The organism is Paenibacillus sp. 22594, assembly GCF_052044425.1.
In the GTDB taxonomy this organism is placed as follows: Bacteria; Bacillota; Bacilli; order Paenibacillales; family Paenibacillaceae; genus Paenibacillus_AQ.
In genome coordinates, this window is sequence record NZ_JBQENA010000008.1 from 147,593 (window position 1) to 170,914 (window position 23,322).

A 23,322-nucleotide genomic window follows, 5' to 3' on the forward strand; every position below is an offset into this window, starting at 1 on the left:
TGATGAAAACCGGTATATCCGGCACCACCACACTTAAAGACGGAACAGTACTGTCAAAGATGGGTCAGGGAACCTGGAATATGGGAGAGAATAAAGCTGCGCGTAACGAGGAAATTGCCGCTCTGAGGCTGGGGGTGGAGCTGGGCTTGAACCTGATTGATACCGCTGAAATGTATGGGGAAGGCCGCTCGGAGGAACTGGTCGGGGAAGCCATCCGGGGGATTCGTGACCAGGTGTTTTTGGTCTCCAAGGTATACCCGCATAATGCTGGCCTGGACCGAATCATCCGCAGCTGTGAAGAGAGTCTGAAACGTCTGGGAACAGATCATCTGGATCTCTATCTTCTGCACTGGAGAGGGAAGGTTCCGCTACAGGAGACAGTAGAGGGAATGGAGCAGCTGGTAGCCTCCGGCAAAATCGCCCGTTGGGGCGTTTCCAACCTGGATACGGAGGATATGAAGGAGTTGCTGCGCATTCCTGGCGGAGACCGCTGCGCTGTCAATCAGGTGCTCTATCATCTGGGCTCAAGAGGCATTGAACATGAGCTAGCGCCCTGGCAGCGCACCCACAGGATTCCTGTAATGGCTTATTCTCCACTGGCCCAGGCGGGTAAGCTGCGCAAAGGACTGGCCGAGAATGAGACGGTTCGTGAAATTGCGCAGAATCACGGAGCGACACCGCTGCAGATTATGCTGGCCTGGAGCATCCGGGAAGGCGATGTGATCGCCATTCCCAAAGCCTCGACCCGGGAGCATGTCACCGAAAACGCGGCAGCCGCAAAGATCCGGCTAAGCGACGAGGAGTACTGGAAGCTCGACGATGCTTTTCCGCAGCCGGCCTGGAAGGTGCCGCTGGATATGATTTGATGATTGAGGGCTGTCCCGGGAGCGGGACGGCCTTTTCTTTTGCCCTGCCGCGGCAGGGTTGTATACCGTTCTCAGCCGTATTCATGAATTGTACGGAGATATTCCGATTTATCTTACGGAGAATGGTGCATGCTATAATGACGACCCGGCAGACGGCGTCGTGGCGGACCAGAAGCGGATTGATTTTAACCATAAGCATCTGATTCAGCTGGAGCGCTGCATGGATAATTTTGAATGGGCATATGGTTACACCATGCGGTTCGGTCTGATAAAGAATGAATCAAACGGCGGAGGTCTTGCGGTAAAATGCAAGCTTCCGTTTTCACATGGTAGGCCGTTCGCAGGAACTCTTAAATGATGTCAACAATGATCATGACGAAACCGTGTTTTCAATTTGCTGACAAAGAAAGCGCTTTGATTTACGATGTGGTCATAGCGGATAACCTTTCAGAGTATTTGGTAAAGGGCATCCCATTCAATAACATAAGGGGGCATTTCAAATGGCCACAACGGCAACAACACAAACTTCGTCCGGTGGTTTAAGGGTGAAGGTTCAACAATTCGGCCGCATGCTCAGCGGTATGGTTATGCCGAATATCGGCGCTTTTATCGCTTGGGGCTTAATTACGGCTTTATTCATTCCAACGGGCTGGTTCCCGAATAAAGATCTGGCTACGCTGGTTGGTCCAATGATCAAGTTCCTGCTGCCGCTGCTGATTGGTTTCACAGGTGGACAGATGATCAATGGCAAACGCGGTGGTGTAATCGGCGCAATTGCGACCATGGGGGTTATCGTAGGGTCAGATATTCCAATGTTCCTTGGAGCGATGATAGTCGGTCCACTGGCAGGCTGGATATTAAGACTCTTCGACCGCGCGGTAGAAGGCAAAATCAAAGCAGGCTTCGAAATGCTCGTCAACAACTTTTCACTCGGGATTATTGGCGGCGCTTTAACACTCGGGGCTTACAAAGGGATCGGGCCGCTGGTTCAGGGACTGACCAATATTTTGTCCGACGGTGTTGAGGTTCTTGTCAATCACAACCTGCTCCCGCTGGTTAACATCATTATTGAGCCGGCAAAAGTATTGTTCCTGAATAATGCGATCAACCACGGCATTCTGAGTCCAATCGCTGCGGAAGAATCGGCGCGGATCGGGAAATCCATACTGTTCATGCTTGAATCGAACCCGGGCCCAGGTCTTGGTATCCTGCTTGCTTACTGGCTGGTAGGTAAAGGTTCGGCCAAATCATCCGCTCCGGGTGCCATTATCATCCATTTCCTTGGCGGTATTCATGAAATTTACTTCCCGTATATCTTGATGAATCCCCGTCTGATTCTGGCAGTTATCGGCGGCGGCGTGAGTGGTACCTTCACCTTCCAGCTTCTGGGCGCAGGACTTACCTCTTCACCATCTCCGGGCAGTATCTTCGCTTACATTGCCATGACGCCTAAGGGTGGTTACGGTCCAATGTTCGCCGGTGTTGTTGTAGCAACAGTAGTTTCCTTCCTGATCGCTTCGGTTCTGCTTAAGACCAGCAACAAAAACAACGAGGAAGAAGTAGATCTGGAAGAAGCAGCAGCGAAAATGCGTGATATGAAAGCTGCCGGTACTGCGGCTAGCCCTGCAGCAGCAACTACAGCCAATATAATCACTCCTAATGTAACAGCCAACGTTCGAAACAAAGCGGATGTGAACAAAATCGTCTTTGCTTGTGATGCCGGTATGGGTTCCAGTGCCATGGGTGCTTCCGTATTGCGGAAGAAGCTGCAGAATGCAGGGGTCAACATTACTGTTGTGAACTCTGCGGTAAGCGAAATTCCTGCTGATGCTGACATTGTTGTTACCCAGAAAACACTGACCGACCGTGCGATTGCCAGCAATCCGAAGGCAGAGCATATCTCGATTGACAACTTCCTGAAGAGCCCGAAATATGACGAGCTGGTGGAACGGTTAAAGTAAGAATTCGGTGTGTAGAACTATCATATAAGCTAAATTTGCCACTCAGATAAAAAATAATCGGGCCGCTGATTCATTATGAAGGTCCAATCTGTATAAAGCTAAATTAGGAGACAAACGCTGGCCTTCAAAAGCCAGCGTTTGTCTCCAGTTAGGGCGAGGGTACACAGGCTATGAAGAAAATAACCGCAAGGCAGCGCCAGATCCTATGGATCCTCTTGGGTGTAAACGAGGAGATCACCGCCGCTGAAATCGCCGAGTCTATCGGAGTGAGCGTGAGAACCGTTCACCGGGAGATGGAGGATATTGAGCAGTTGCTTGGGGAGTTTGGGCTTGATCTGATCCGGAAATCAGGAAAAGGCATCGCTTTGAGTGGCCCGGAGCAAGCTCTTGCGGAGCTGCGCCTGTTTTTGCGGGAAGAAAAGCCTGCGGAGTATTCCGGGGAAGACCGCAAAATATTTGAGCTCTGCTTGCTGCTGGAGGCTGAAGAGCCGGTGAAGCTGTTCACACTGGCCCATTCGCTTAAGGTTACGGTTGCTACAATCAGCTATGATCTGGACGAACTGGAACCGTGGGTCCGCAAATTCGGCCTGGAGCTGGTCCGAAGGAGAGGGTATGGCGTAGAGATTACAGGTCTTGAGGTTGACAAGCGCCGGGCGATCTGCCGGCTGGCTGCTGAGCACCTGGACCTGTCCGATCTGGTGGGCCATACTCCGCAGGCCGAGAGCAATCCGGTCTTCCGCCTTCTTCTCACTACAGTCGGCAAATCCAATCTGATGAGCGTCGAGAGTATGCTGTGGGACATGGAATGGAAGTGGACCGCAGAGCTTCCCGAAATTGTCTACATGGAGATGCTGCTGGGGCTGGCCGTGAGCACCCGGCGGATCGAGATCGGCCGGGGAATGGTTAGTGGCGAAGAAGCCGGATACTCCCGGTTATCTGATCACCGCAACATTGCCGGGACCGAGCAGTTCGTAAGCCGCCTGGAGACAGTCCTCGGACAGGAATTCCCCCGGGCAGAAATTCTCTATTTTGCCGGATTGTTTGACCGTGTACAGGACTCATTTTCCTCAAGCGGTTTTGCCTACGGCGATATTGAGCTGATGGAGATTGTATACAGGCTGACAGAAAGTGTTGCCAAACGCACGGGCCTGCCTTTTCAGAGAGACCGTTCGCTGCGTGAAGGGTTGCTGGAGCATATGGACCCGGCGCTGAAGCGCATCCGGGAAGGCACGCGTATCCGGAATCCGCTGCTTGGACCTATCCGCAAAGATTATGAATATTTATTTGCGGTTGTCCGGGCAGCAGCCCAGGATATGAAGCTGGAGTTAACCATTCCCGATGAAGAGATCGGTTTTCTGGTGATGCACTTTGGCGCATCCGTGGAGAGGCTGAACCAGCTCAGGCGCAGTGTCCGGGCGATTCTGGTCTGCGCCAGCGGACTGAGCTCTTCCCGGCTGCTTGCCACGAGGCTGGCTAAGGAAATGCCGCAGATTGAGGTTCTCGGCAACATCTCCTGGTATGAGGCCGCGCGTCTGCCGGATATGGACTATGACCTGATTATTTCAACGATTGATCTGCCGATCGACAAGGAACGCTATATCAAGATCAGCCCCTTGCTTACAGGGGAAGAGATAGAGAAGCTGCTGAATTATATTCACAATATCACACTGAGCGAGCAGGACACGGCCGCGCCTCAGGAATCCGGCAATACCAGCCGGGAAGAAGCTGCGCTAAGCCGGTTGAAGAGCTACAAAGGGATACTAGATGAAATGGTCAGTCTGCTTGAGCGCTTCCGCTTCCATCCGCTCGACAACAGCGGCCTGTCTTTATCCGGGACGCTGTCCGGGATGCTGAATCTGTTGAACGGCAGCGGTGTAATCGATGATGCCGACATCCTGCTGGAGCGGTTGCTTGAACGGGAGCGCATGGCCAGCCAGGTGATCCCGGATACAGGACTTGCGCTGTTTCATACCCGCAGCAGTCATGTGCATATGTCTTCTTTGACGCTGTACCGGCTGCGCCAGCCGGTGCTTTTGGAAGGCGGAACTGAGGTCCGTGTCATTCTGCTGATGCTTGCCCCGCGCAAGCTGTCCAAGGAAAGCCTGGAGGTGCTTAGCGAGATCAGCGCCCTTCTGCTGAATTCGGAGCTGGTCAAACTGCTGGAGGAACGGACGGAGCCTGAAATCAGGCGGTATTTGTCGTCTGAGCTGCTTCATTTCTTCGAAAATAAAATCTGAAAGTGAGAGAAACCATATGAGTATACTGTCTGAAAACAAAGTGATTATGAACGGTGCCGCCAAAGATAAATATGAAGCGATCACTATGGCCGGAAAGCTGCTAGTCGATGCCGGACATGTAACGGAGGAATACGTGCCGAAGATGCTGGAACGCGAAGAGGTGGTATCCACCTATATGGGCGGAGGCCTAGCGATTCCACACGGCACTAAGGAAGCCAGACCTTTTATCAAATCCACTGGATTGTCAGTCATCCGCTTCCCGGACGGCGTGGATTTTGGCGGAGATGAGCCTGCGTTTGTGGTCATTGGCATTGCAGCCGCAGGTGACGGCCATATGGAAGTGTTGACGAATGTGGCGATGATCTTCACGGAAGATGATGCGATTGAACGGGTGATGAATGCACCTACTCCAGCTGATGTCATTGCTATTTTTGAAGGGGGACTGGAGTAATGAAGGCTGTCCATTTCGGTGCGGGCAATATCGGCAGAGGCTTTATCGGTTTGCTGCTGTCGCAAGCGGGATATGAAGTATGCTTCGTGGATGTCAATGAGGCATTTGTATCCCAGCTCCAGGAGCGCAAAGAGTATCCGGTGACCTTGGCCAGTGAGGGCCAGGAAACGGTCATTGTCAAGAATGTGACTGCGCTAAGTAGTGTAACCCATGCGGAGAAAGTGGCAGCGGCTGTTGCGGAGGCCGACCTGGTAACGACGGCAGTCGGGGTCACGATCCTTAAGCATATTGCCGGTGCAGTAGCGGAAGGCATCCGCAGACGGGTGGCTAACTCCGCTGCTCCGCTGCATGTCATTGCTTGCGAGAACGCTATTGGAGGCAGCGCCCAGCTCAAAGAGCTGGTATACGCCAAGCTGGACGAGGAGTCCCGCGCCAAAGCGGACGTCTCTGTAGCATTTCCGAATGCGGCGGTGGACCGGATTGTGCCGCTGCAGCAGCATGAGGATATTCTGAAGGTAGTGGTAGAGCCTTTTTACGAGTGGGTGATCGACTCCTCGCAGATGATTCCGGGCTATGTTCCAGTTGAAGGCGTTCATTATGTGGATAATCTGGAGCCATACATTGAGCGTAAACTGTTCACGGTGAACACGGGACACTGCTCGGCTGCTTATCTCGGTTATCTGCGCGGGTATGAGACGATCCAGCAGGCTATGGCCGATGAGGCTTTGACTACACGGGTGCGAGAAGTGCTGGAGGAGACCGGTGCGGTGCTGATTCAAAAGCATGGCTTCGATGAAGCGCAGCATAGCAAGTATATCGATAAAATCCTTGAGCGTTTCCGCAATCCGGCGCTGACGGATGAAGTGTCCCGTGTAGGCCGCTCACCGCTGCGCAAGCTGTCACCGAATGACCGTCTGGTCTCACCGGCTCTGCAGGCTTATGACAGAGGACTGGGTTATACAGCCCTGACCCGTTCCATGGCCGGAGCCTTGCTGTTTGATGTGAAGGATGATCCCGAAGCCGTAGAGCTTCAAGCTGCAATTGCAGAGCTTGGCACCGAAGCTGCGTTAACGAAATACACAGGCATTGCTGCTGACCATTCGGTACATCAGTCGGTAATGGCAGAGTATGCGAAATTAAAGTAAAAGCTATATAAACAGGGGGTTTGCGCTTCCATCAGCTCATGTAACGGCTGAGGCGCAAACCCCCTTTGTTGTTAGGCGAGGTTAAGGACTCCATCGATTGACGGGAAAACCTCTGGTTAGGCGGGGAGGAGTAACTTACCGTTTAAGCAGATGGACCCAAGCTGCATCCGGAGAAGTCGGCTTAAGACTCCCGCCGGTCGGCTCTACGGTCAGAGCGATATTGTCCGCTTCGCCCAGCTGGCTGCCCTTAACGTACAGATGGCCCTTTCTATCTTCAATCTGAACCAGTCCCAGCGTGTTCCGTCTGCCGTTCTTCACAGCCCAGGCCTGAATGGACAGATTGTCGCTGAGTGCAACATCCTCGATCAGCACGAACAACTCCCCGGAGCTGCCGTTGTACCAGACATTGCCGGAGAATTGGTCCTTCCGGCTCCAGTCCAGCGGATACGCTACGGTCTCCGGCCTGTTCAGCACCTCCATCGCTTGAGGCTCGTAGCTGCTCACATAGCGGTTACGCTCCGAGCGCCCGTCCTGCTCGGTTCCGAACAGTCCCAGGAGCATGATACCTACGGCGCAGCACAGGGTGAGTGCCGCCGCTCCGCGCCGGTAAGCCGGACGCAGGTTTGCCAGTCTGCGCCGCCATCCTATCCACCGGACGCGGCGTCTGATCTTACGCCGCACTGAACCTGATGGATAGAGGGGGGCCTGCTGTTCTGCAGAGACAGAGAAAGCTTCAGATTCTGCGGAGTAGGTTCCTTCCCAGGCTGACATTGCTTCGGCAGGCCCTCCCTCTGCATCCGGAGACGGCTCTGCAAGCAGCGGCAACCAGGTGTTATATCGTTCACGGCAGACCGGACACTCTTCCAAATGGAAGCCCATCTCCGCCCGCTTGTTTCCCTGTATGTCATTCCCGATCCAATCGATCCATTCCTCTTCGCTGTAATGGCGGAAGGAGACACGGAAGCCGCTGCCGCTATGGAGGGATTCAGAATTTTCGTTTCTGTAACGGTTCATGGGACGTGTCTCCTTCCGGCTGCTCAATCCAGCCTTGCTTGATGAATTGCCTGCGCATATTGGCAACGCCGTATTTAATCCACGATTTCACCGTACCTAGCGGAACGCTCCAGGAATCCGCAAGCTCCTGATGCGTGTGCGAGGCGTAATAGGTGCCAAGGATCGCCTTTCTCTGGTTGACCGGAAGAGACTGAAGCGCATGACCCAGCGCTTCGCATTGGAGCTTGCGCACTGCGGCATCCTCCTGGAGCGGCCCGTCCGGTTCACGGTGCACTGTCTCGGGATCGGCAATCGGCTCCGTCCGGGCCTTCCGGCGCTGCCTGTCGATACAACGGCTGCGCGTCATCACCGCCAGCCACGCCTTGATCGTGCCGCGTGAAGCATCATAGGCTCCGCCTTTCCGCAATACCTCCAGAAAAATATCCTGGCAGATATCTTCTGCCTCCATCCAATCCTGAGTCTGCCCATAGGCGATCTTCATGATGAAAGGCGCATAGCAACCATAAAATTCGTCAAACGCGGCTGTGGAGCCTTCGCGCATCTGCGCCAGTGCTTCGGCCATCGCCTCGTTGTGGGGATCCATCGCTCTTTTTCCTCCCTTAGCAACATTCATCGGTCCAAATCTGACAGGTTGAAACTCCCGCTCGTTTTTTTTAGCTGCCTTTCCTTCTTTGTACCACTAAAATTATTTTTTTAAAAGACCTCCAAAAATATATTTTTCACAGTAAATCCAAAGCCGGTTTTCGTTCGTATCTTTATCGGATGAACTACCGAAGGAGGAATTATTGATGTTAAAACGATGCGGAAAACCACTCGCTGCACTGCTGATTCTGCTGCTTACAGGATTGGTCTGGAGTTCAAATGCGGGACTGCCTAAAGCGGCGGCTGCAAGCGCAGTAGAACTGTACACACCCTATGTTGAGTTGTCTGCGGCACCGGGCGAGTCGGTCACTTATCCGGTAGATGTAATCAATCATGGAGCCACTACGCAGAAGGTCGGATTATCATTTGACGCAGGCGGGAACTTCTGGAAGTATGAGCTGACAGCAGGAGGACGCCAGGTTCAGCAGCTCGCTGTCAAGGGCGGGGAAACACAGAGCGTCAACCTGCAGCTGGAGGTGCCGCTGGAGATTAACAAGGGAAGCTATATATTCGCGGTTAACGCTCCTGGACAGGATTCACTGAAGCTTAAAGTCAATGTATCCAAGCAGGGGACCTTCAAAACTGAGCTGGCGGTAGACCAGTCCAATATGGAAGGCCATTCCGATACCACTTTTACGTATAGTGCAGTGCTGCGGAACCACACGGCGCAGAAGCAGTCATACGCGCTTGCGGCACAGGCAGGTGACGGATGGGATGTGCGGATTAAGGCAGACGGCAACAGTGTAACCTCGGTCGGGCTGGAAGCCGGAGCGGAGAAGAATATCAGTATTGAAGCCAAACCGCCGGAACAGGTCAAGGCGGGCACCTACAAAATACCGGTAACCGCAACAAGCGGCTCCACCCAAACCAAGGCTGAGCTGGAGGCTGTGGTTACGGGAACCTACGGCATTCAGCTGAGCACATCAGACAATCTGCTGAGTACAGATGTGAAAGCAGGCGGTGAGCGGCGGATTAATCTGGTGATTACGAATACAGGCAGCGCACCGCTTGAGGATGTCTCGCTGACTTCACAAGGTACGCCAACAGGCTGGGAGGTTTCCTTCGATCCTTCCACCATCCGTACGATTGCACCGGGAGCAACCGCAACGACCCAGGCCGTTATCAAATCCAGCAGCAATTCGCTGCCGGGGGATTATGTGGTTAGTCTCAGCGCCGCTTCTGCAGCCAAATCAGCGACGGCTGATCTGCGGGTTACAGTGAAGACCTCCGTATTCTGGGGCTGGATTGGTGTGCTGATCATTGCCGCTGTCATTGGCGGAATCTATTATCTGTTCCGCAAATTCGGAAGACGGTGATCCTATGGATACTAATATCGAGCAGCGGCTGTTAACGGGAACAGCAGATATGGCGAGTGCATCTGTTAACAACGGAAATATACCATCTGTTATTGAATTGAAAGGTCTGACGAAGCGGTATGGTACCTTCACTGCCGTAGACGGCCTAAGTCTGGCAATCCGCAAAGGAGAGGTTTTTGGGCTGCTGGGTCCGAACGGTGCCGGCAAAACAACAACCATTCTAATGATGCTCGGCCTGACGGAGCGCACCTCCGGCAGTGCGCTAATCTGCGGATATGATCCTGCACGCTATGCGCTGCAGGTCAAACGCCGGGTGGGATACATGCCGGATGATATCGGCTTCTACGAAGACCGTACCGGTCTGGATAATCTGATCTATACAGCAAGGCTTAACGGGATTGAGGCGGAGGAAGCGGCACGGAGTGCGAAACAGCTGCTGGAAAAGGTAGGGCTGGCCGGAAGCGCGCGTGCCAAGGTAGGCACCTATTCCCGCGGGATGCGGCAGCGTCTAGGCCTGGCTGATGTGCTGATTAAGAATCCTGAGGTCATTATTCTGGATGAGCCGACGCTGGGCATCGACCCGGAAGGGGTAAGAGAGCTGCTGGTGCTTATTTCCGATCTGAGCCGGAATGAAGGCATTACCGTACTGCTGTCCTCCCATCAATTACAGCAGGTGCAGCAGATCTGTGACCGGGTAGGGCTGTTTGTCCAAGGCCGCCTCATCGCCTGCGGCGATATTGCAACGCTGTCCAGGGAGCTTAATCAGGAACTGCGGTTCGAGGTGGAACTGGCGGTTCAGCCCTGGAGCGGAGAGCTGGCTGGACGTCTTGAAGCCATCGAAGGTGTGCTGAGACTTGAAACAGAGGAGTGGAAAGGGGAGAATGCGCCGCCGGGCAGTGTGCTGGTGACGCTGATCTGTGACCGGAACCTAACCTCGGCAATTGCCGCCCAAGTAATACACAGCGGAGCAGAGCTGTATTTCATTACCCGCAAGGAATTTGGACTGGATGAGATTTATCACCGTTACTTTGAAAGGAGGGAGGAAGGATGATGACCGTAAAAGCGCAAAACGCTGCAGCGCCGCTGCGCGTGGGCTGGTCCAGGCTGCGTGCTGTACTGCAGGGCGGAAAATCCCCTGAAGACATAAACAACAGACAGGGAGAACGGGAAGGCGGCAGCGGCTCGGCCTTCTGGGTTATGGTACAGAAGGAGATGGGGGATCATGTCCGCAGCTGGCGGTTCACCATCCTGATCGGTATTATCGTACTGGCTTGTATCGGCTCTATTTATTCCTCCATCAGCTCCATCAAGAGCGGGGGGCAGGAGGATCAGGGTACAGCGACCTTTCTCTTTCTAAAAATGTTCACCCTTTCGAGCAGCACCTTGTCCATTCCGACTTTTACCACCTTTCTATCCTGGCTGGGTCCGCTGATTGGCATCTCGCTGGGCTTCGACGCAGTAAACTCGGAGCGGAACAAAGGTACGCTTGGACGTCTGCTCTCGCAGCCTGTTTACCGGGATGATTTTTTGAAGGCCAAATTCACCGCTTCATTGCTGCTCATTGCCGTCGTGGTATTTTCCTTGGGGCTGCTGGTTACAGGGCTAGGTCTCCTGACGATCGGCTATCCGCCGACTCCGGAGGAATTCTGGCGCATCCTGTTCTTTCTGATCATCGCCACGGTCTACATCGGCTTCTGGCTGAATCTGTCTATCCTGTTCTCCATCCGCTTCCGCCAAGCAGCCACCTCGGCATTGTCAGGCATCGCCGCCTGGCTGTTCCTGACCTTGTTCTACAGCATGATAATCAGCCTGATCGACAGTGCCACCGCTGTGTCCCAGATGGCCTCTGTCAGTGAGCAGCTCCGCCATGTCCACTTCATTCTCGCTCTGAACCGGCTCTCGCCAACGGAGCTGTTCTCGGAAACGATTACCACACTGCTCTCTCCGGGTGTCCGTTCCCTGGGGCCTCTGACCATGGATCAGCTGGTGGGTGCGATCTCAAGTCCGTTATCTCTAGGGCAAAGCCTGCTGCTGGTCTGGCCGCAGCTGACCGGCCTGCTTGCGGCAACCGTGCTTTGTTTCGGGCTATCTTATTACGTGTTCATGCGCCAGGAGGTGCGTTCGCGGAACTAATAGAAAGGCATTTATGATCTATACAAAACGGGCTGACCGGGAAAGGTATTCCTGGTCAGCCCGTTTTTCAATTTGGAACATCGAATAACACTCTACCGGAGAGCAGTAAAGTATGTTCTCCTGTCCTTAATGACATACCTAACAAGTTAGCTGTTTTCTAGAATGGTCTGCAGTGTTGTGCGGTCCAGCCCTTCCACCAGCTTGATCAGCAGCTCTTTGGCGGCAGCGTAATCATCGCTGTGGATGATGGAAGAGGCGGTATGGATGTAGCGCGAACAGATGCCGATGACAGCAGAAGGCACACCGATACCGCTGACATGCACCTGACCGGCATCCGTTCCGCCCTGCGAGACGAAGTACTGATATTTGATCTTGTGGGTGTCTGCCATATCCTGCACATATTCAATCAGTCCCCGGTGCGTGATCATGGTCGGATCATAGAGACGCAGCAAGGCTCCCTGGCCGAGATGTCCAAAAGCCTGGCGGTCGCCGGTCATGTCGGCAGCGGCGCTGGCATCCAGGCCGAAGTAAATATCAGGTTGCAGCAGATTTGCTGCGGTCCGTGCTCCGCGCAGGCCGGCTTCTTCCTGTACAGTAGCCCCGGCGAAGACGGTGTTTGGAAGTTTCTTTCCGTGCAGGGCCTGAACCAGCTCTATCGCGAGCCCCACGCCATAGCGGTTGTCCCAGGCTTTGGCCATAATCTTCTTAGGATTGGCCAGTGGAGTGAACGGACAGATCGGAAGAACCTGTTGTCCCGGAGCTACGCCAAAGCTCTGTGCTTCTTCGAGGCTGTCCGCACCGATATCAATGTACATTTTACGGATATCGCCTGGCTGCTTGCGTTCATCATCACTCAACAAATGGATCGGAGTGCTGCCGACAACACCCGTCAGTATACCTTTGGAGGTGACGATCTGCAGCCGCTGTGAAGCCACTGCCGAAGCTAGCCAGCCGCCGAGGGGCTGAAAGCGGATCATACCCTTGTCGGTAATACCTGTAACCATAAAGCCGACTTCATCGAAATGTCCGGCAACCATGATTTTCGGGCCATTTTCTTCACCGCGGAGCACGCCGAACAGGCTGCCGAGGCGGTCCTGTACGAACTCATCGGTATAAGGTGCCAGTGCATCCTTGACATAAGCGCGCAGTTCGCGCTCAAAGCCCGGTGCGGCGCGGAATTCAGTCAGTGTTTTGAACAGTTCAAGTGTTTCTGGATTCATTGTATATATCGCTCCTTTACTATCATCTAGTATGAACATTGCGGCTCTAATTGTCCATGACTGGAGGGCAAAATGAACACCGGGCACTAGGGATGCGAATACTATGAAAGCAGCGGCTCCCCTGGGAGGAGCCGGGAAAGGAAGCGAAGCGGATGAGGAAGGCAGGAAGCATGCCCCGGGCCCGGGCGATGGGCTTCTCCGGCAGAGTGAGCAGCCGGGGAATGCGGCGGAGAGGCGGCCTGCGATATATTGCAGAGCGCGAAGCCGTGCTTATTTTGATTCTGTTTTTGCTGCTGATTGTTGTTCTGCTGTATTTTACCTGAACTGGCGGGACATAACGAAACCGGAAATGGTGAAGAATAAGGAAAAACTTCTAACGAAGAATATTCCGGGAGGGAGAGCCTGGAGCTGTAACACTGGCCATCCCTTTCGCATCCTTTTCAGGAGGTGTCCCTTTTTGCCAGCGAAAACTAGAAAATCCGGTGTCAAGCTGCGGCTTGACACCTTGACCCCGGAGGATTATGAACAATTGGCCAAGCCTTATGTTCCCAGCCGTCCGGTGTTCAAAAACTGTGTGCGTGCGTTTCTCTCCGGAGGATTGATCTGTGTGATTGGACAAGGCATTCAGGAGGCTTTTATGGCTATCTTTGATATGACCGCACGGGAAGCCGCAAGCCCAATGGCTGGAACACTGATCCTGATTTCCGTCATTCTGACCAGCTTCGGTGTATATGACAAGCTTGCCCAATGGTGCGGGGCAGGAACTGCGGTTCCAATCACTGGATTTGCCAACAGTATGTGTTCAGCAGCACTTGAACACCGCGCGGAAGGTCTTGTGCTTGGGGTAGGCGCTAACATGTTTAAGCTGGCCGGTTCTGTTATTGTGTTCGGGGTAGTTGCCGCATTTATTGTGGGCGTAGTCTATGCCATCCTGGGCTTTGGAGGTGGACACTTGTGAAGCAGCTTGGCAGCCAGACCTGGGAGTATACTACCCGACCTGTTATTCTCGGCTCCGCTGCGGTAGTGGGCCCGGAGGAAGGGGAGGGTCCGCTGACTTCCGATTTTGATTATATCTACGATTCGTTGAAGATGGACGAGAAGACGTGGGAGAAGGCAGAACGCGCCCTTTTCGAAAAAGCCGCCAAGCTGGCATTAATGAATGCAGCGCTGGATCAGGAGAAATTGGAGTTTTTCGTCGGCGGTGATCTGATGAACCAGATTATCAGCAGCTCCTTTGCCGCACGGAAGCTAGGTGTGCCTTATCTTGGGGTATTCGGAGCCTGCTCCACTTCCATGGAGAGCCTTGCCATTGCTTCGATGATCATAGATTCCGGCGGCGGCAAATACGCCCTGGCGGGAACCTCCAGCCATAACTGTACTGTGGAGAAGCAGTTTCGTTATCCAACAGAATATGGCTCGCAAAAGCCCCCAACCGCCCAGTACACCGTAACCGGCTCCGGCTGTGCAGTTATCGGGCGTAATGACGGAACAGCAGAAGGACCGCATGTAGTGATGGCAACGATGGGACGTATTATGGACCTGGGTCTCAAGGACCCCTTCAATATGGGGGCGGCCATGGCTCCGGCTGCTGCGGATACGATAACCGCACATTTTCGGGATACAGCGCTCTCCCCCGGCCATTATGATCTGATTGTGACAGGTGACCTGGCTACAGTCGGGCTGCCTATTGCGAAGGATCTTCTGGCCAAGGAAGGCATTCCTATGGAGCAGACGACTTTTAACGATTGTGGCCTGATGATCTACAACCTCGACAAGCAGAAATATGTGATTGCCGGAGGAAGTGGCTGTGGTTGCTCTGCAACGGTAACTTATGGTCATATTCTTAACCGGATGAAAAAAGGCGAGTTAAAGCGTGTGCTGGTTGTGGCAACGGGAGCCTTGCTCTCACCGCTCTCTTACCAGCAGGGAGAAAGCATTCCTTGTGTGGCCCACGCCGTGGCTCTAGAGATGGGGGGTGATGGGGCATGATTTATTTGTGGGCCTTTCTGATCGGAGGTGCAATCTGTGTCATCGGCCAGCTGCTGATGGATGTGCTGGCGCTGACCCCCGCCCATACCATGAGTACACTTGTGGTCGCCGGAGCGGCTGCTGATGCGTTCGGATTATACGATCCGCTCGTGAAATTCGCCGGTGCTGGCGCTGGTGTACCAATTACCAGCTTCGGAAATTCTCTGGTACACGGGGCTCTGACCGAGCTGGAACGGGATGGCTGGATTGGAGTAGTTACAGGCATATTCGATGTAACCAGTGCAGGAATCTCAGCGGCTATAGTGTTCTCGTTCCTGGCTGCACTTGTTGTGCGCCCGAAGGGCTAGGACGGTGCAGATATGAAAGTTGTTTTAAGGCCGCCGGATGGCGGTCTTTTTTTTGCGCAAAGAGGAATGAAAGGGTCGAATTGATTAAAATTGCAGTTAAAAATCTGTCGAACAATGACGATATAGAACTTAAGAATAGGTTCAATATATGAAGACGGGGGAAGTGTAACTTGCAGAATCAAAGATTTACAGAAATTATTTGGATGAGAAACAAGATTATTCTCACTGCCTTATGGGTGGTTACACTGATCGGTTTGATTCTGGCATTTCAGGTTCCAGACTTGTGGATTACAAGCGCTGTTTCGGTTCCCTTAAGTGTGGTGTCAACTATACTTCATCTGAAGAAAAAGGGAACTCTTGTGCTGCCTTGGGTGTTTACCGTTATTCTGGGAGCCCTCTCCGTGTATATGAATCAGGGTACGGATGACATTGGGACACCGCTGCTGCTGTGCTCGATGTTGCTGTTTTATCCAAGCTATCATTATTTCACAATTATTGCTGGGATTAATGCTGTGAATATTTTCATTCAAATCACATCGGGCCACTCAGAGGGCGGTACGAATCCGGATTTTCTGGCTTATGTAGACAGCTTTGGGATGTTTGTTCTAATCTGCGGTGCCATGCTCGGTGTATCGATCGTGAACCGCAAGCTGTTTATTCAAAGTGAGCAGCACAGGCAGGGGGTAGAGGCTTCAGACACCCAGGTGAAGTATCTGCTGGACCGCGTCAAATCAGCTGTAGACGGCTTGTATGCTTTTACCGGGACTTTCAAAGAGGAAGTGGAGATGGTTGATGCCATCACCAATGAAGTCGTGATCGGGTTTCAGGAGGTATCCAAAGGTATTGAATATCAGGCGAGCAGTATCGCTGAAATCACGGAGTCCATCTCTGTGTCAGATCAGCATATCCGCGATGTCGCCGGTTACTCTCAGGAGATGAAGCAGCTGTCTGCAGACACGGCTGAGGTGAGCGAACAAGGCAGCAGCAATATCTCCTTGCTAACGGGACAATTCACCGAGCTGCGTGAAGTGATGAATCATACCTCGGAACAGATGCAGGAATTCTCTCAGCGGAGTCTGGACATGCACACGATGCTGGACGGCATTCTGCAAATTTCACGGCAGACTAACCTGCTTGCACTGAACGCTTCTATAGAGGCAGCACGCGCCGGAGAGCATGGCCGGGGGTTTGCCGTAGTGGCCGGGGAAGTGCGCAAGCTTGCCGAAAGCTCCGGACAGACTGCCGATTCCATCAGCGAGGTGCTCGCCAGTCTCCAGCAGCAGACCGAAGGGCTGATCTCGCAGTTTGAACAGAGCCTTGAGATTCTGCACACGGGCAGTGAATCTGCACAGAATACGGAGAAGGTGTTCCAGTCCATCCAGACGAACGCCCACAAGGTGCTGACACAGGCCGGGGATGTAGAGCAAAGCTCAGCGGGCATGAAGCATTTTTCAGAAAAGGTTGTTGGCGAAATTACCGAATTCTCCAGTGTCACCGAGCAGTCCAGCGCCGCGACGGAAGAAATTCTGGCCGGTGTGGAGGAGCAGCGCAATATTACGCATCATATGGTGGAGAGCTTCAACAAGCTGGAGAGTCTGATTGTGGGATTAAACGATCTGGTCTCCGGTTCAGGCGAAGATTTCAAGCAAGAATAGAATACGAAAATCTCAGAAGCTAGGCGGGGGATACCTTGTCTGGCTTCTTTGACGTATCTGAAAGATAGCAATCTCCAATAATGTACTTTGGGGTCCCTAATCATGTAAAATATAATTATTACTGCTTATTCTGACATTGGAGGTTTACCCTATATGCCCGTACGTCAAGAATCCATGCAAATTATGAACGCTGTACGCAATAATCTGGAATCCTGCATCCTTGGTAAATCATTTGAGATAGAGCTGCTGCTTACTGCTCTTCTTGCCGGCGGACATGTCCTGATTGAGGACGTGCCGGGAACGGGCAAAACCCAACTGATACGGGCCCTGTCCAGATCCATGTCCGGTGAATACCGCCGGATTCAGTGTAACCCGGATATTCTTCCAAGTGACATTACCGGTGTCTCGGTCTATCATCCGCGCGATGAAATGTTCCATTTCCGTCCGGGCCCGGTCATGACCAATATTCTGCTCGCCGATGAGATCAACCGTGCCACCACTAAAACGCAGTCCGCACTGCTTGAAGTGATGGAGGAACGGAACGTTACTGTAGATGGAGAGACGTACCCGCTTCCGCATCCTTTCATGTTATGTGCAACACAGAATCCGATTGATTTTGAAGGTACCTATACGCTGCCGGAAGCCCAGCTGGACCGCTTTATGCTGCGGATTAGCCTCGGTTATCCGGATGCAGACACCGAGAAGAACCTGCTGCTCAGCCATCAGGAGGGCCAGCCGGTGGACAGGCTGACTCCAGTGACGGGGATGGATGAGATTGCTTCCATTCAGGAAGAGATCCGTTCCGTCTATATCAGTGATCCTGTGCTGAACTATCTGCTGGATGTGGTCCGGCAGACCCGGGAGCATCCCCTGGTATTGCTTGGAGCAAGCCCCCGGGCGTCCCTGTCGTTCATGATGGCCTGCAAGGCTTATGCCTTCCTGCAGGAGCGTGATTATGTGCTGCCCGATGATGTGAAGAATCTGACACCTTATGCCCTGGGACACCGTATCCTGCTGCGGCCGGAGTCGCGTCTGGATAACGTCAGTGTGGATTCGCTGCTGCAGAAGCTGCTGCAGAGCATTCACGTGCCCGTCACGATGAGGCAGTGATATGAAAAGCTATCTGTCTGGGGCGGCCGCGCTTCTTCAGCCCCGCAAAATGGCCGGCGTTCTCGCCATTTGGGGCATCACACTGCTTTATGTACTTTTCCAGGGCGGCAAAACTTCCTTTATGCTATTTATTATGGTCACTGTGCTGCTTCTTTATTTAATTATCGGAGGCCTCGGCGGTGTCCGCCGCGCTAAAGGCACCCGGAGCCTGTATTCCGAGCAGGACAAGCCTGATTTATTATATGCGGGCGGGTTCCTGCGGGTGAAGCTGAGCATCACGATTCCGGGCTTTTTGCCCTTGCCGTATGTAGTGGTAAGAGAAATACTGAAGCGCCACAACGGGGAGTCATGGGTGTTTGAGGAAAGTCTCATCCCGAGCCTGAAGGGCCGGGGAGAACTGCACTTTCAGACACCGGCGCTTGAGCGGGGCCATTATTCTTTTGAAGGTACGGATATTCTTGCCGAGGACATCTTCGGGCTTGTGGAGCACAAAGGGACCTTTCATGCGGAGGGCCAGTTCCGTGTGCTGCCGCGCTCAGTATTTGTGACGCGCTGGCAACTGTATGAGCGGAGAGCCCGGCTGGCCGGTCCACAGGCATCTCTGGTCCCCTCTCGCCGGGAGACTACGCAGATCAACGGTGTCCGCGACTATGTCTACGGTGACCGGCTGACCCGTATCCACTGGAATGCAACGGCGAAGACCGGCGACTGGAAATCGAAGGAATTCGAGCATGAATCCATTCCTAAAACTGTACTGGTGCTGGACGGAAGTGCAGCGTCCTATGGCAGCTCCAACCATTTTGAGCTTGCTGTTTCGATCACAGCCTCGCTACTGGGGTATGGAATTCGTGAACGGATCGGTATCGGTCTGTGCTGTCTGGACAAGCATACCAAGGTGTTCACACCTGCCGAAGGCAGTGCAGAACGGCAGAAAATGATACAATATTTGATCGATATCAATGCTGAGGGCCGAGGACCGCTAATTACCAGACTGGAGAAGGCGTCCCGCATGTTTCCCAAGGGCTCATATTTTGTGCTGATCAGTCCACAGTCAGGCCAGCCTGTCCTGGATGTGCTGCGCTGGGCAGAAAGCCGGGGGATGACGCCTTCGCAAATTCATGTACGTAATCCGGCGGCCATGAAGCGTACTCAGGAGTGGATAGACGTACTGGGATCACGCGGCATTACTGGCTACAGCGTCAGTTCGCTGCAGGAGCTTCCCGCTGTGCTCGGAGGTGATAAAGTCATATGATACGCTGGTGGAACGGAATTAAATCCTCCTGGCATCACTCCTTCAGCCTGCTGTGGCTGATAGTGATTGCACTACAATGGGTTTCTTACACAGAAACCTTCTGGCTTGAAGTGACCACCGCGTCGGTGCTTCTGACACTGTTAGCAGTGGCGGTTATTGAAATCCTTGTACCCGTCAAAGCGATCTACCGGCTGCTGCTTGAAGCTGCGGCTGCGGTATATCTTACCTACCGGATGATACTTCATTACGGGGCTTATGTTCCCGATCCCTGGATGCCAGGGCTGCGTGACCGGCTGCCGGATATCCTCTCGCATATGGCGCCATATATCTGGTTTGCTTTTGGGGCGCTGGGCTTGCTTCTTTTATCCTCTTGGTGGGTATCCTCGAAAGCGCGGATTCTGATGTTTACCGGAATGAATATTGCGGCATTTGCTGCGCTGGACTCTTTTACTTCTTCTATATTATGGCAAGAGGTGGCCTGGACAGTTTCTGCCGGGATGGGCTGGCTGGTCACCCAGCATCTAAGAAGCTTTCAGCTGCATTACCCGCGCGGTTGGACTCACTTGCTGAAATATCCTTTTAAAATCGCCATCAATGTAGCCATTATCTTTTCTCTAGTGATTATTACCGGTGTGAATATGCCCGATGTGCGTCCGACGCTGACTGATCCGTATACGGCATGGCAGGAATGGAGCGGAAATGGCGGTACCTCAGGCTCCGGAAGCTCCGGCTCGTCCGATAACGGAACGGGTACGGCTTCCAATGGGAGCACAACCTCTGGTTACAGTACAGATGACAACAATCTCGGCGGAGGCTTCAACTTCGATTACTCACCGGTGATGACGGTGGCCTCGGACCTGCGCACGTACATGCGGGGAGAGACACGCAGTGTATATTCCGGTAAAGGCTGGAGTGATGACGACCCTGTAGCCAGAGGAGCGGTGGCAGGGGCCGAAGTCGGACAGAAGCTGGACCGTAATACAGCTTCCAAGGTGGATACTAAAGAGTTGAAACAGACTGTAAAAGTGCTGGGAGGCAATTCCTACCCTGTACTCTTCGGAGGCTACTCCATCTCGAAAGTGAATTCGGTGAATGGACAGGATACAAGCAGCGGCCTGTCCTGGAGAAAAGAAGGCAGCGAACTGCTATGGGAATCGGAGGGGAACAGTAAGGCTTTCCCCCGCGAATATGTGCTGACCTCACAAGTGCCGGTTGTTCCAATACAGGAGTTGAACAGACAGACTTACGAACAGCTGTACGGCGGGACAAAGATCGATCAACAGTACCTGCAGCTGCCGGACAAATTCCCGGAACGGGTTAAAGAGCTGGCGGCGAAGGTCACAGCCCAGGGGAAGACACCTTATGAGAAAACAGCTCTTCTGCAGCAGTACCTGCAGCAGAGCTTTCCGTATACCAACCAGCCCGATCTCTCACGCCGCAAAAGCAAGGATATGGTGGACAGCTTCCTGTTCGAAATTATGGAAGGTTATTGCGACTACTACTCTACTGCGCTGGTCACCATGGCCCGTTCACTGGAGATTCCCGCCCGCTGGGTCAAGGGCTATGCGCCGGGCGAACAGGCGCAGCTTCCGGACAACCTTGCTATTCAGCAAGGGAGCGATCTCATTAATAACAACTATACGATAACGAATGCAGATGCCCATTCCTGGGCCGAGGTCTATTTTGGGGATTATGGATGGGTTCCCATCGAGGCTACTCCAGGCTTCACGGCACCACTACTGACACAAAGCCAGGAAGCAGTGCCTGAAGAAACCGCGGCACCAGAAGATGAAGAAACCCAGCCTAAGCCGGCGAAGGTGAGCAACGCTGCGCAAGATCAGGGTTTTCATATGGGAACATGGATGGTAGTAGCGGCAGCAGTTGTGCTTTTGTCCTGGGCAGGCTTCCTGCTCTGGCAGCGCCGCTTCAGCCTGCGCTTCTTCATCCAGCGGTTGCGCAACGGCCAGCCGTTGTCTCCGGTTCAGAAAGTTGAAGCGGAAACGGCACGCTGGGTAAGGTATGCGCGCAGAAAGGGCATGCTTAAGGAAGAACACGAAACGCTTCGCGAATCCGTCGACCGCTGGAGACAGGAACGCCCTGCGGCTTCCGGTCCTCTTACAGCTCTGCTGGGGATGTTCGAACGTGCGAAGTACAGTCCCGAGGTTATTGAAGACAAAGACTGGCGCAGCGTGTATACTGAAGCTTTGCGGCTGCGCAAAAGCATGAAGTCCGGCAAGTAGCGGCGGAGGCGAAAAATGGCCGTCCCGGATTCATTTGCGAAGCGTAAAGAGTATGATATAGTTTTTCGTATGAAATCGAGGTGAACGTATTGTTTGAAAGGTTAATCCCCAAACTCCGGGTGAATACGGTATTCGACATTGCTCTTGAAGAGCTGTACGCTCTTGGATACCGCGGTATCATTACGGATCTGGATAATACGCTGGTCGGCGCCAAAGCGCCTCTGGCCACTCCGGAGCTATTGTTATGGTTCACAAAGGTGAAGGAGCTGGGATTCAAGCTCATCATCGTGTCGAACAATAACATGGACCGGGTGTCACGCTTTGCAACGCCGCTTAATATTGAGTTTGTGCACCAGGCACGCAAGCCCAGCAATACTCCATTTCTAAAAGCGATGAAACAGATGGGGCTGAAGCCGGAGCAGACGATTGTTGTCGGCGATCAGATGCTCACCGATGTATACGGCGGCAACCGCCTGGGGCTGTATACGGTGCTCGTGCTCCCTATCTCTGTGAAGGATGAAGGGATCGGCACCAGATTCAACCGCCGGGTTGAGCGAATAGCGACTACACGGCTCCGCAAGCAAGGATTGTGGCACGAGGAGGATAAACCTTAATGAATTCAACAAATGAAACAAAGCACCCTGAGAAATGCAGCGGCTGCGGCATCAGGCTGCAGACCACAGACAAGGACATCCCGGGTTATATTCCGGAGGTGGCATTTGAACGGGAACCCGTGATTTGCCAGCGCTGTTTCCGTATTAAGAACTACAATGAAGCGTCTTCTGTTTCGGTGGATCAGGATGAATTTTTGCATCTGCTGAGCGGTGTTGGTGAGAAGAATGCGCTTGTCATTCATATTGTCGATCTTTTCGACTTTGAAGGCAGCTTGATCTCCGGCCTGCAGCGTTTTGTAGGCAACAACCCTGTCATTCTGGCAGTCAACAAAAGCGATTTGCTCCCCAAGGTAACTAACTGGAACAAGCTTCGCAATTGGATGCAGCAGCGCTGCAAGGAGCATGGCCTGCGGACTGCGGAGATTGTTCTCTGCAGCGCTAAGCGCAATCAGGGTTTCGACCGTCTGCTGGAGGCAGTCACAGAGCTGCGCGGACAGCGCGACGTGTATGTAGTCGGAGCTACCAATGTAGGTAAGTCTACGCTGATTAACCGTCTGATCTCCGATTACAGCGATCTGGAGCAGGAACTGACTACCTCCCGTTATCCGGGAACAACACTCGATACGGTGAAGATTCCTCTGGATGACGGACACTACATCATTGATACTCCGGGGATTGTATACCCATGGCGGTATAGTGAGCTGGTGGAACGCAAAGATCTGGGAGCCGTAATGCCCGAAAACCCCCTGAAACCGGCGGCATATCAGCTGAATGAGGGACAATCGCTGTTCTTCGGAGGCCTGGGCCGTTTTGACTTCGTGAAAGGTGAGCGGCAATCCTTCACCTGCTACATCAGCGGAACGCTGAAGATTCACCGTACGAAGCTGGAACGTGCGGATTCCCTTTATCAGGAGCACCGCGGCGAGCTGCTGTCTCCGCCGGGGACCGCTGACATGGACAAGCTGCCGCAGTGGCAGCGCCACGAGTTCCGCATCGGCCGGAACAGCCAGACGGATCTCTTCATTTCCGGCCTGGGCTGGATCAAGGTGAACGGTACAGGCGGGGCAGTTGTAGCCATCCATGTTCCGCGGGGAATCAAGGTTCTGACCCGTCCATCGCTGATCTGATCT

The 23,322-nt window shown here is 53.3% G+C and carries 22 protein-coding genes; 19 read left to right on the forward strand and 3 right to left on the reverse strand.

Features of this window, described 5'->3' with window-relative positions; translation table 11 throughout:
• Positions 1-2 precede the first annotated feature (2 nt).
• The 6 genes from ACTJKB_RS23525 (at position 3) to ACTJKB_RS23550 (ending at position 6,660) form a co-directional block, all read left to right on the forward strand.
• Entirely contained in the window at positions 3-866 is an 864-nt protein-coding gene (locus tag ACTJKB_RS23525) for an aldo/keto reductase (RefSeq protein ID WP_440836784.1), read from the forward strand.
• A 58-nt stretch (positions 867-924) separates the two neighbouring features.
• Positions 925-1,224 carry a family 1 glycosylhydrolase gene (locus tag ACTJKB_RS23530; RefSeq protein WP_440836785.1) on the forward strand — a complete coding sequence of 100 codons (300 nt, stop codon included), beginning with the start codon at positions 925-927 and terminating at the stop codon, positions 1,222-1,224.
• 142 nt (positions 1,225-1,366) lie between these two features.
• Complete coding sequence (locus ACTJKB_RS23535; RefSeq protein WP_440836786.1) at positions 1,367-2,827, forward strand: PTS mannitol transporter subunit IICB; 1,461 nt, start codon at positions 1,367-1,369, stop codon at positions 2,825-2,827.
• Positions 2,828-2,997: 170 nt separating this feature from the next.
• A complete protein-coding gene (locus tag ACTJKB_RS23540; protein ID WP_440836787.1) occupies positions 2,998-5,064 on the forward strand; it encodes a BglG family transcription antiterminator in 2,067 nt (688 codons plus the stop codon).
• 16 nt (positions 5,065-5,080) lie between these two features.
• Positions 5,081-5,515: a PTS sugar transporter subunit IIA gene (locus ACTJKB_RS23545; protein ID WP_020432921.1), complete on the forward strand. Its 435-nt coding sequence runs from the start codon at positions 5,081-5,083 to the stop codon at positions 5,513-5,515.
• Positions 5,515-6,660 (forward strand): mannitol-1-phosphate 5-dehydrogenase, encoded by a 1,146-nt coding sequence (locus tag ACTJKB_RS23550; protein WP_440836788.1) that lies wholly within the window; start codon positions 5,515-5,517, stop codon positions 6,658-6,660. Before ACTJKB_RS23545 ends, ACTJKB_RS23550 begins: the two co-directional genes overlap by 1 nt.
• A 135-nt stretch (positions 6,661-6,795) precedes the next feature.
• Here the strand turns inward: ACTJKB_RS23550 and ACTJKB_RS23555 are convergent, their stop codons facing one another.
• Both ACTJKB_RS23555 and ACTJKB_RS23560 read right to left on the reverse strand, forming a co-directional pair.
• Positions 6,796-7,674 carry an anti-sigma factor gene (locus ACTJKB_RS23555; RefSeq protein WP_440836789.1) on the reverse strand — a complete coding sequence of 293 codons (879 nt, stop codon included), beginning with the start codon at positions 7,672-7,674 and terminating at the stop codon, positions 6,796-6,798.
• Positions 7,646-8,257, reverse strand: a complete 612-nt coding sequence (locus ACTJKB_RS23560) for an RNA polymerase sigma factor (RefSeq protein ID WP_440836790.1) — start codon at positions 8,255-8,257, stop codon at positions 7,646-7,648. The genes ACTJKB_RS23555 and ACTJKB_RS23560 overlap by 29 nt, the downstream gene beginning before the upstream one ends.
• A 205-nt stretch (positions 8,258-8,462) precedes the next feature.
• Here ACTJKB_RS23560 and ACTJKB_RS23565 point away from each other — a divergent pair, with 205 nt between their 5' ends.
• Genes ACTJKB_RS23565 through ACTJKB_RS23575 form a run of 3 tightly spaced genes read left to right on the forward strand, consistent with a single transcriptional unit; the run spans position 8,463 to position 11,765 of the window.
• Complete coding sequence (locus tag ACTJKB_RS23565) at positions 8,463-9,632, forward strand: COG1470 family protein (RefSeq protein ID WP_440836791.1); 1,170 nt, start codon at positions 8,463-8,465, stop codon at positions 9,630-9,632.
• Between the two features lie 49 nt (positions 9,633-9,681).
• On the forward strand, positions 9,682-10,683 hold the full coding sequence (locus ACTJKB_RS23570; protein ID WP_440836886.1) for an ABC transporter ATP-binding protein: 1,002 nt from the start codon (positions 9,682-9,684) through the stop codon (positions 10,681-10,683).
• Positions 10,680-11,765: an ABC transporter permease gene (locus ACTJKB_RS23575; protein ID WP_440836793.1), complete on the forward strand. Its 1,086-nt coding sequence runs from the start codon at positions 10,680-10,682 to the stop codon at positions 11,763-11,765. Before ACTJKB_RS23570 ends, ACTJKB_RS23575 begins: the two co-directional genes overlap by 4 nt.
• A 146-nt stretch (positions 11,766-11,911) precedes the next feature.
• Here ACTJKB_RS23575 and ACTJKB_RS23580 read toward each other — a convergent pair whose 3' ends face one another.
• On the reverse strand, positions 11,912-12,985 hold the full coding sequence (locus ACTJKB_RS23580; protein ID WP_440836794.1) for a M42 family metallopeptidase: 1,074 nt from the start codon (positions 12,983-12,985) through the stop codon (positions 11,912-11,914).
• Between the two features lie 152 nt (positions 12,986-13,137).
• Between ACTJKB_RS23580 and ACTJKB_RS23585 the strand changes: the two genes are divergently transcribed.
• The 10 genes from ACTJKB_RS23585 to yqeH all read left to right on the forward strand — a co-directional run bounded on the left by ACTJKB_RS23585 (position 13,138) and on the right by yqeH (position 23,319).
• Positions 13,138-13,308 carry a hypothetical protein gene (locus tag ACTJKB_RS23585; RefSeq protein ID WP_440836795.1) on the forward strand — a complete coding sequence of 57 codons (171 nt, stop codon included), beginning with the start codon at positions 13,138-13,140 and terminating at the stop codon, positions 13,306-13,308.
• 182 nt (positions 13,309-13,490) lie between these two features.
• Positions 13,491-13,943: a stage V sporulation protein AC gene (gene spoVAC, locus ACTJKB_RS23590; protein ID WP_440836887.1), complete on the forward strand. Its 453-nt coding sequence runs from the start codon at positions 13,491-13,493 to the stop codon at positions 13,941-13,943.
• Positions 13,940-14,974, forward strand: coding sequence for a stage V sporulation protein AD (gene spoVAD / locus ACTJKB_RS23595; RefSeq protein ID WP_440836796.1), 1,035 nt, complete (start codon positions 13,940-13,942; stop codon positions 14,972-14,974). The genes spoVAC and spoVAD overlap by 4 nt, the downstream gene beginning before the upstream one ends.
• Complete coding sequence (gene spoVAE / locus ACTJKB_RS23600; protein WP_440836797.1) at positions 14,971-15,321, forward strand: stage V sporulation protein AE; 351 nt, start codon at positions 14,971-14,973, stop codon at positions 15,319-15,321. Before spoVAD ends, spoVAE begins: the two co-directional genes overlap by 4 nt.
• A 203-nt stretch (positions 15,322-15,524) precedes the next feature.
• A complete protein-coding gene (locus tag ACTJKB_RS23605) occupies positions 15,525-16,976 on the forward strand; it encodes a methyl-accepting chemotaxis protein (RefSeq protein WP_440836798.1) in 1,452 nt (483 codons plus the stop codon).
• 153 nt (positions 16,977-17,129) lie between these two features.
• Positions 17,130-18,086 carry an AAA family ATPase gene (locus ACTJKB_RS23610; protein ID WP_440836799.1) on the forward strand — a complete coding sequence of 319 codons (957 nt, stop codon included), beginning with the start codon at positions 17,130-17,132 and terminating at the stop codon, positions 18,084-18,086.
• A gap of 1 nt (position 18,087) precedes the next feature.
• On the forward strand, positions 18,088-19,338 hold the full coding sequence (locus ACTJKB_RS23615; RefSeq protein WP_440836800.1) for a DUF58 domain-containing protein: 1,251 nt from the start codon (positions 18,088-18,090) through the stop codon (positions 19,336-19,338).
• Positions 19,335-21,578 (forward strand): DUF4129 domain-containing transglutaminase family protein, encoded by a 2,244-nt coding sequence (locus ACTJKB_RS23620; RefSeq protein ID WP_440836801.1) that lies wholly within the window; start codon positions 19,335-19,337, stop codon positions 21,576-21,578. The genes ACTJKB_RS23615 and ACTJKB_RS23620 overlap by 4 nt, the downstream gene beginning before the upstream one ends.
• A gap of 89 nt (positions 21,579-21,667) precedes the next feature.
• Positions 21,668-22,192, forward strand: coding sequence for a YqeG family HAD IIIA-type phosphatase (locus tag ACTJKB_RS23625; RefSeq protein WP_440836888.1), 525 nt, complete (start codon positions 21,668-21,670; stop codon positions 22,190-22,192).
• Positions 22,192-23,319: a ribosome biogenesis GTPase YqeH gene (gene yqeH, locus ACTJKB_RS23630; protein ID WP_440836802.1), complete on the forward strand. Its 1,128-nt coding sequence runs from the start codon at positions 22,192-22,194 to the stop codon at positions 23,317-23,319. Before ACTJKB_RS23625 ends, yqeH begins: the two co-directional genes overlap by 1 nt.
• Positions 23,320-23,322: the final 3 nt, after the last annotated feature.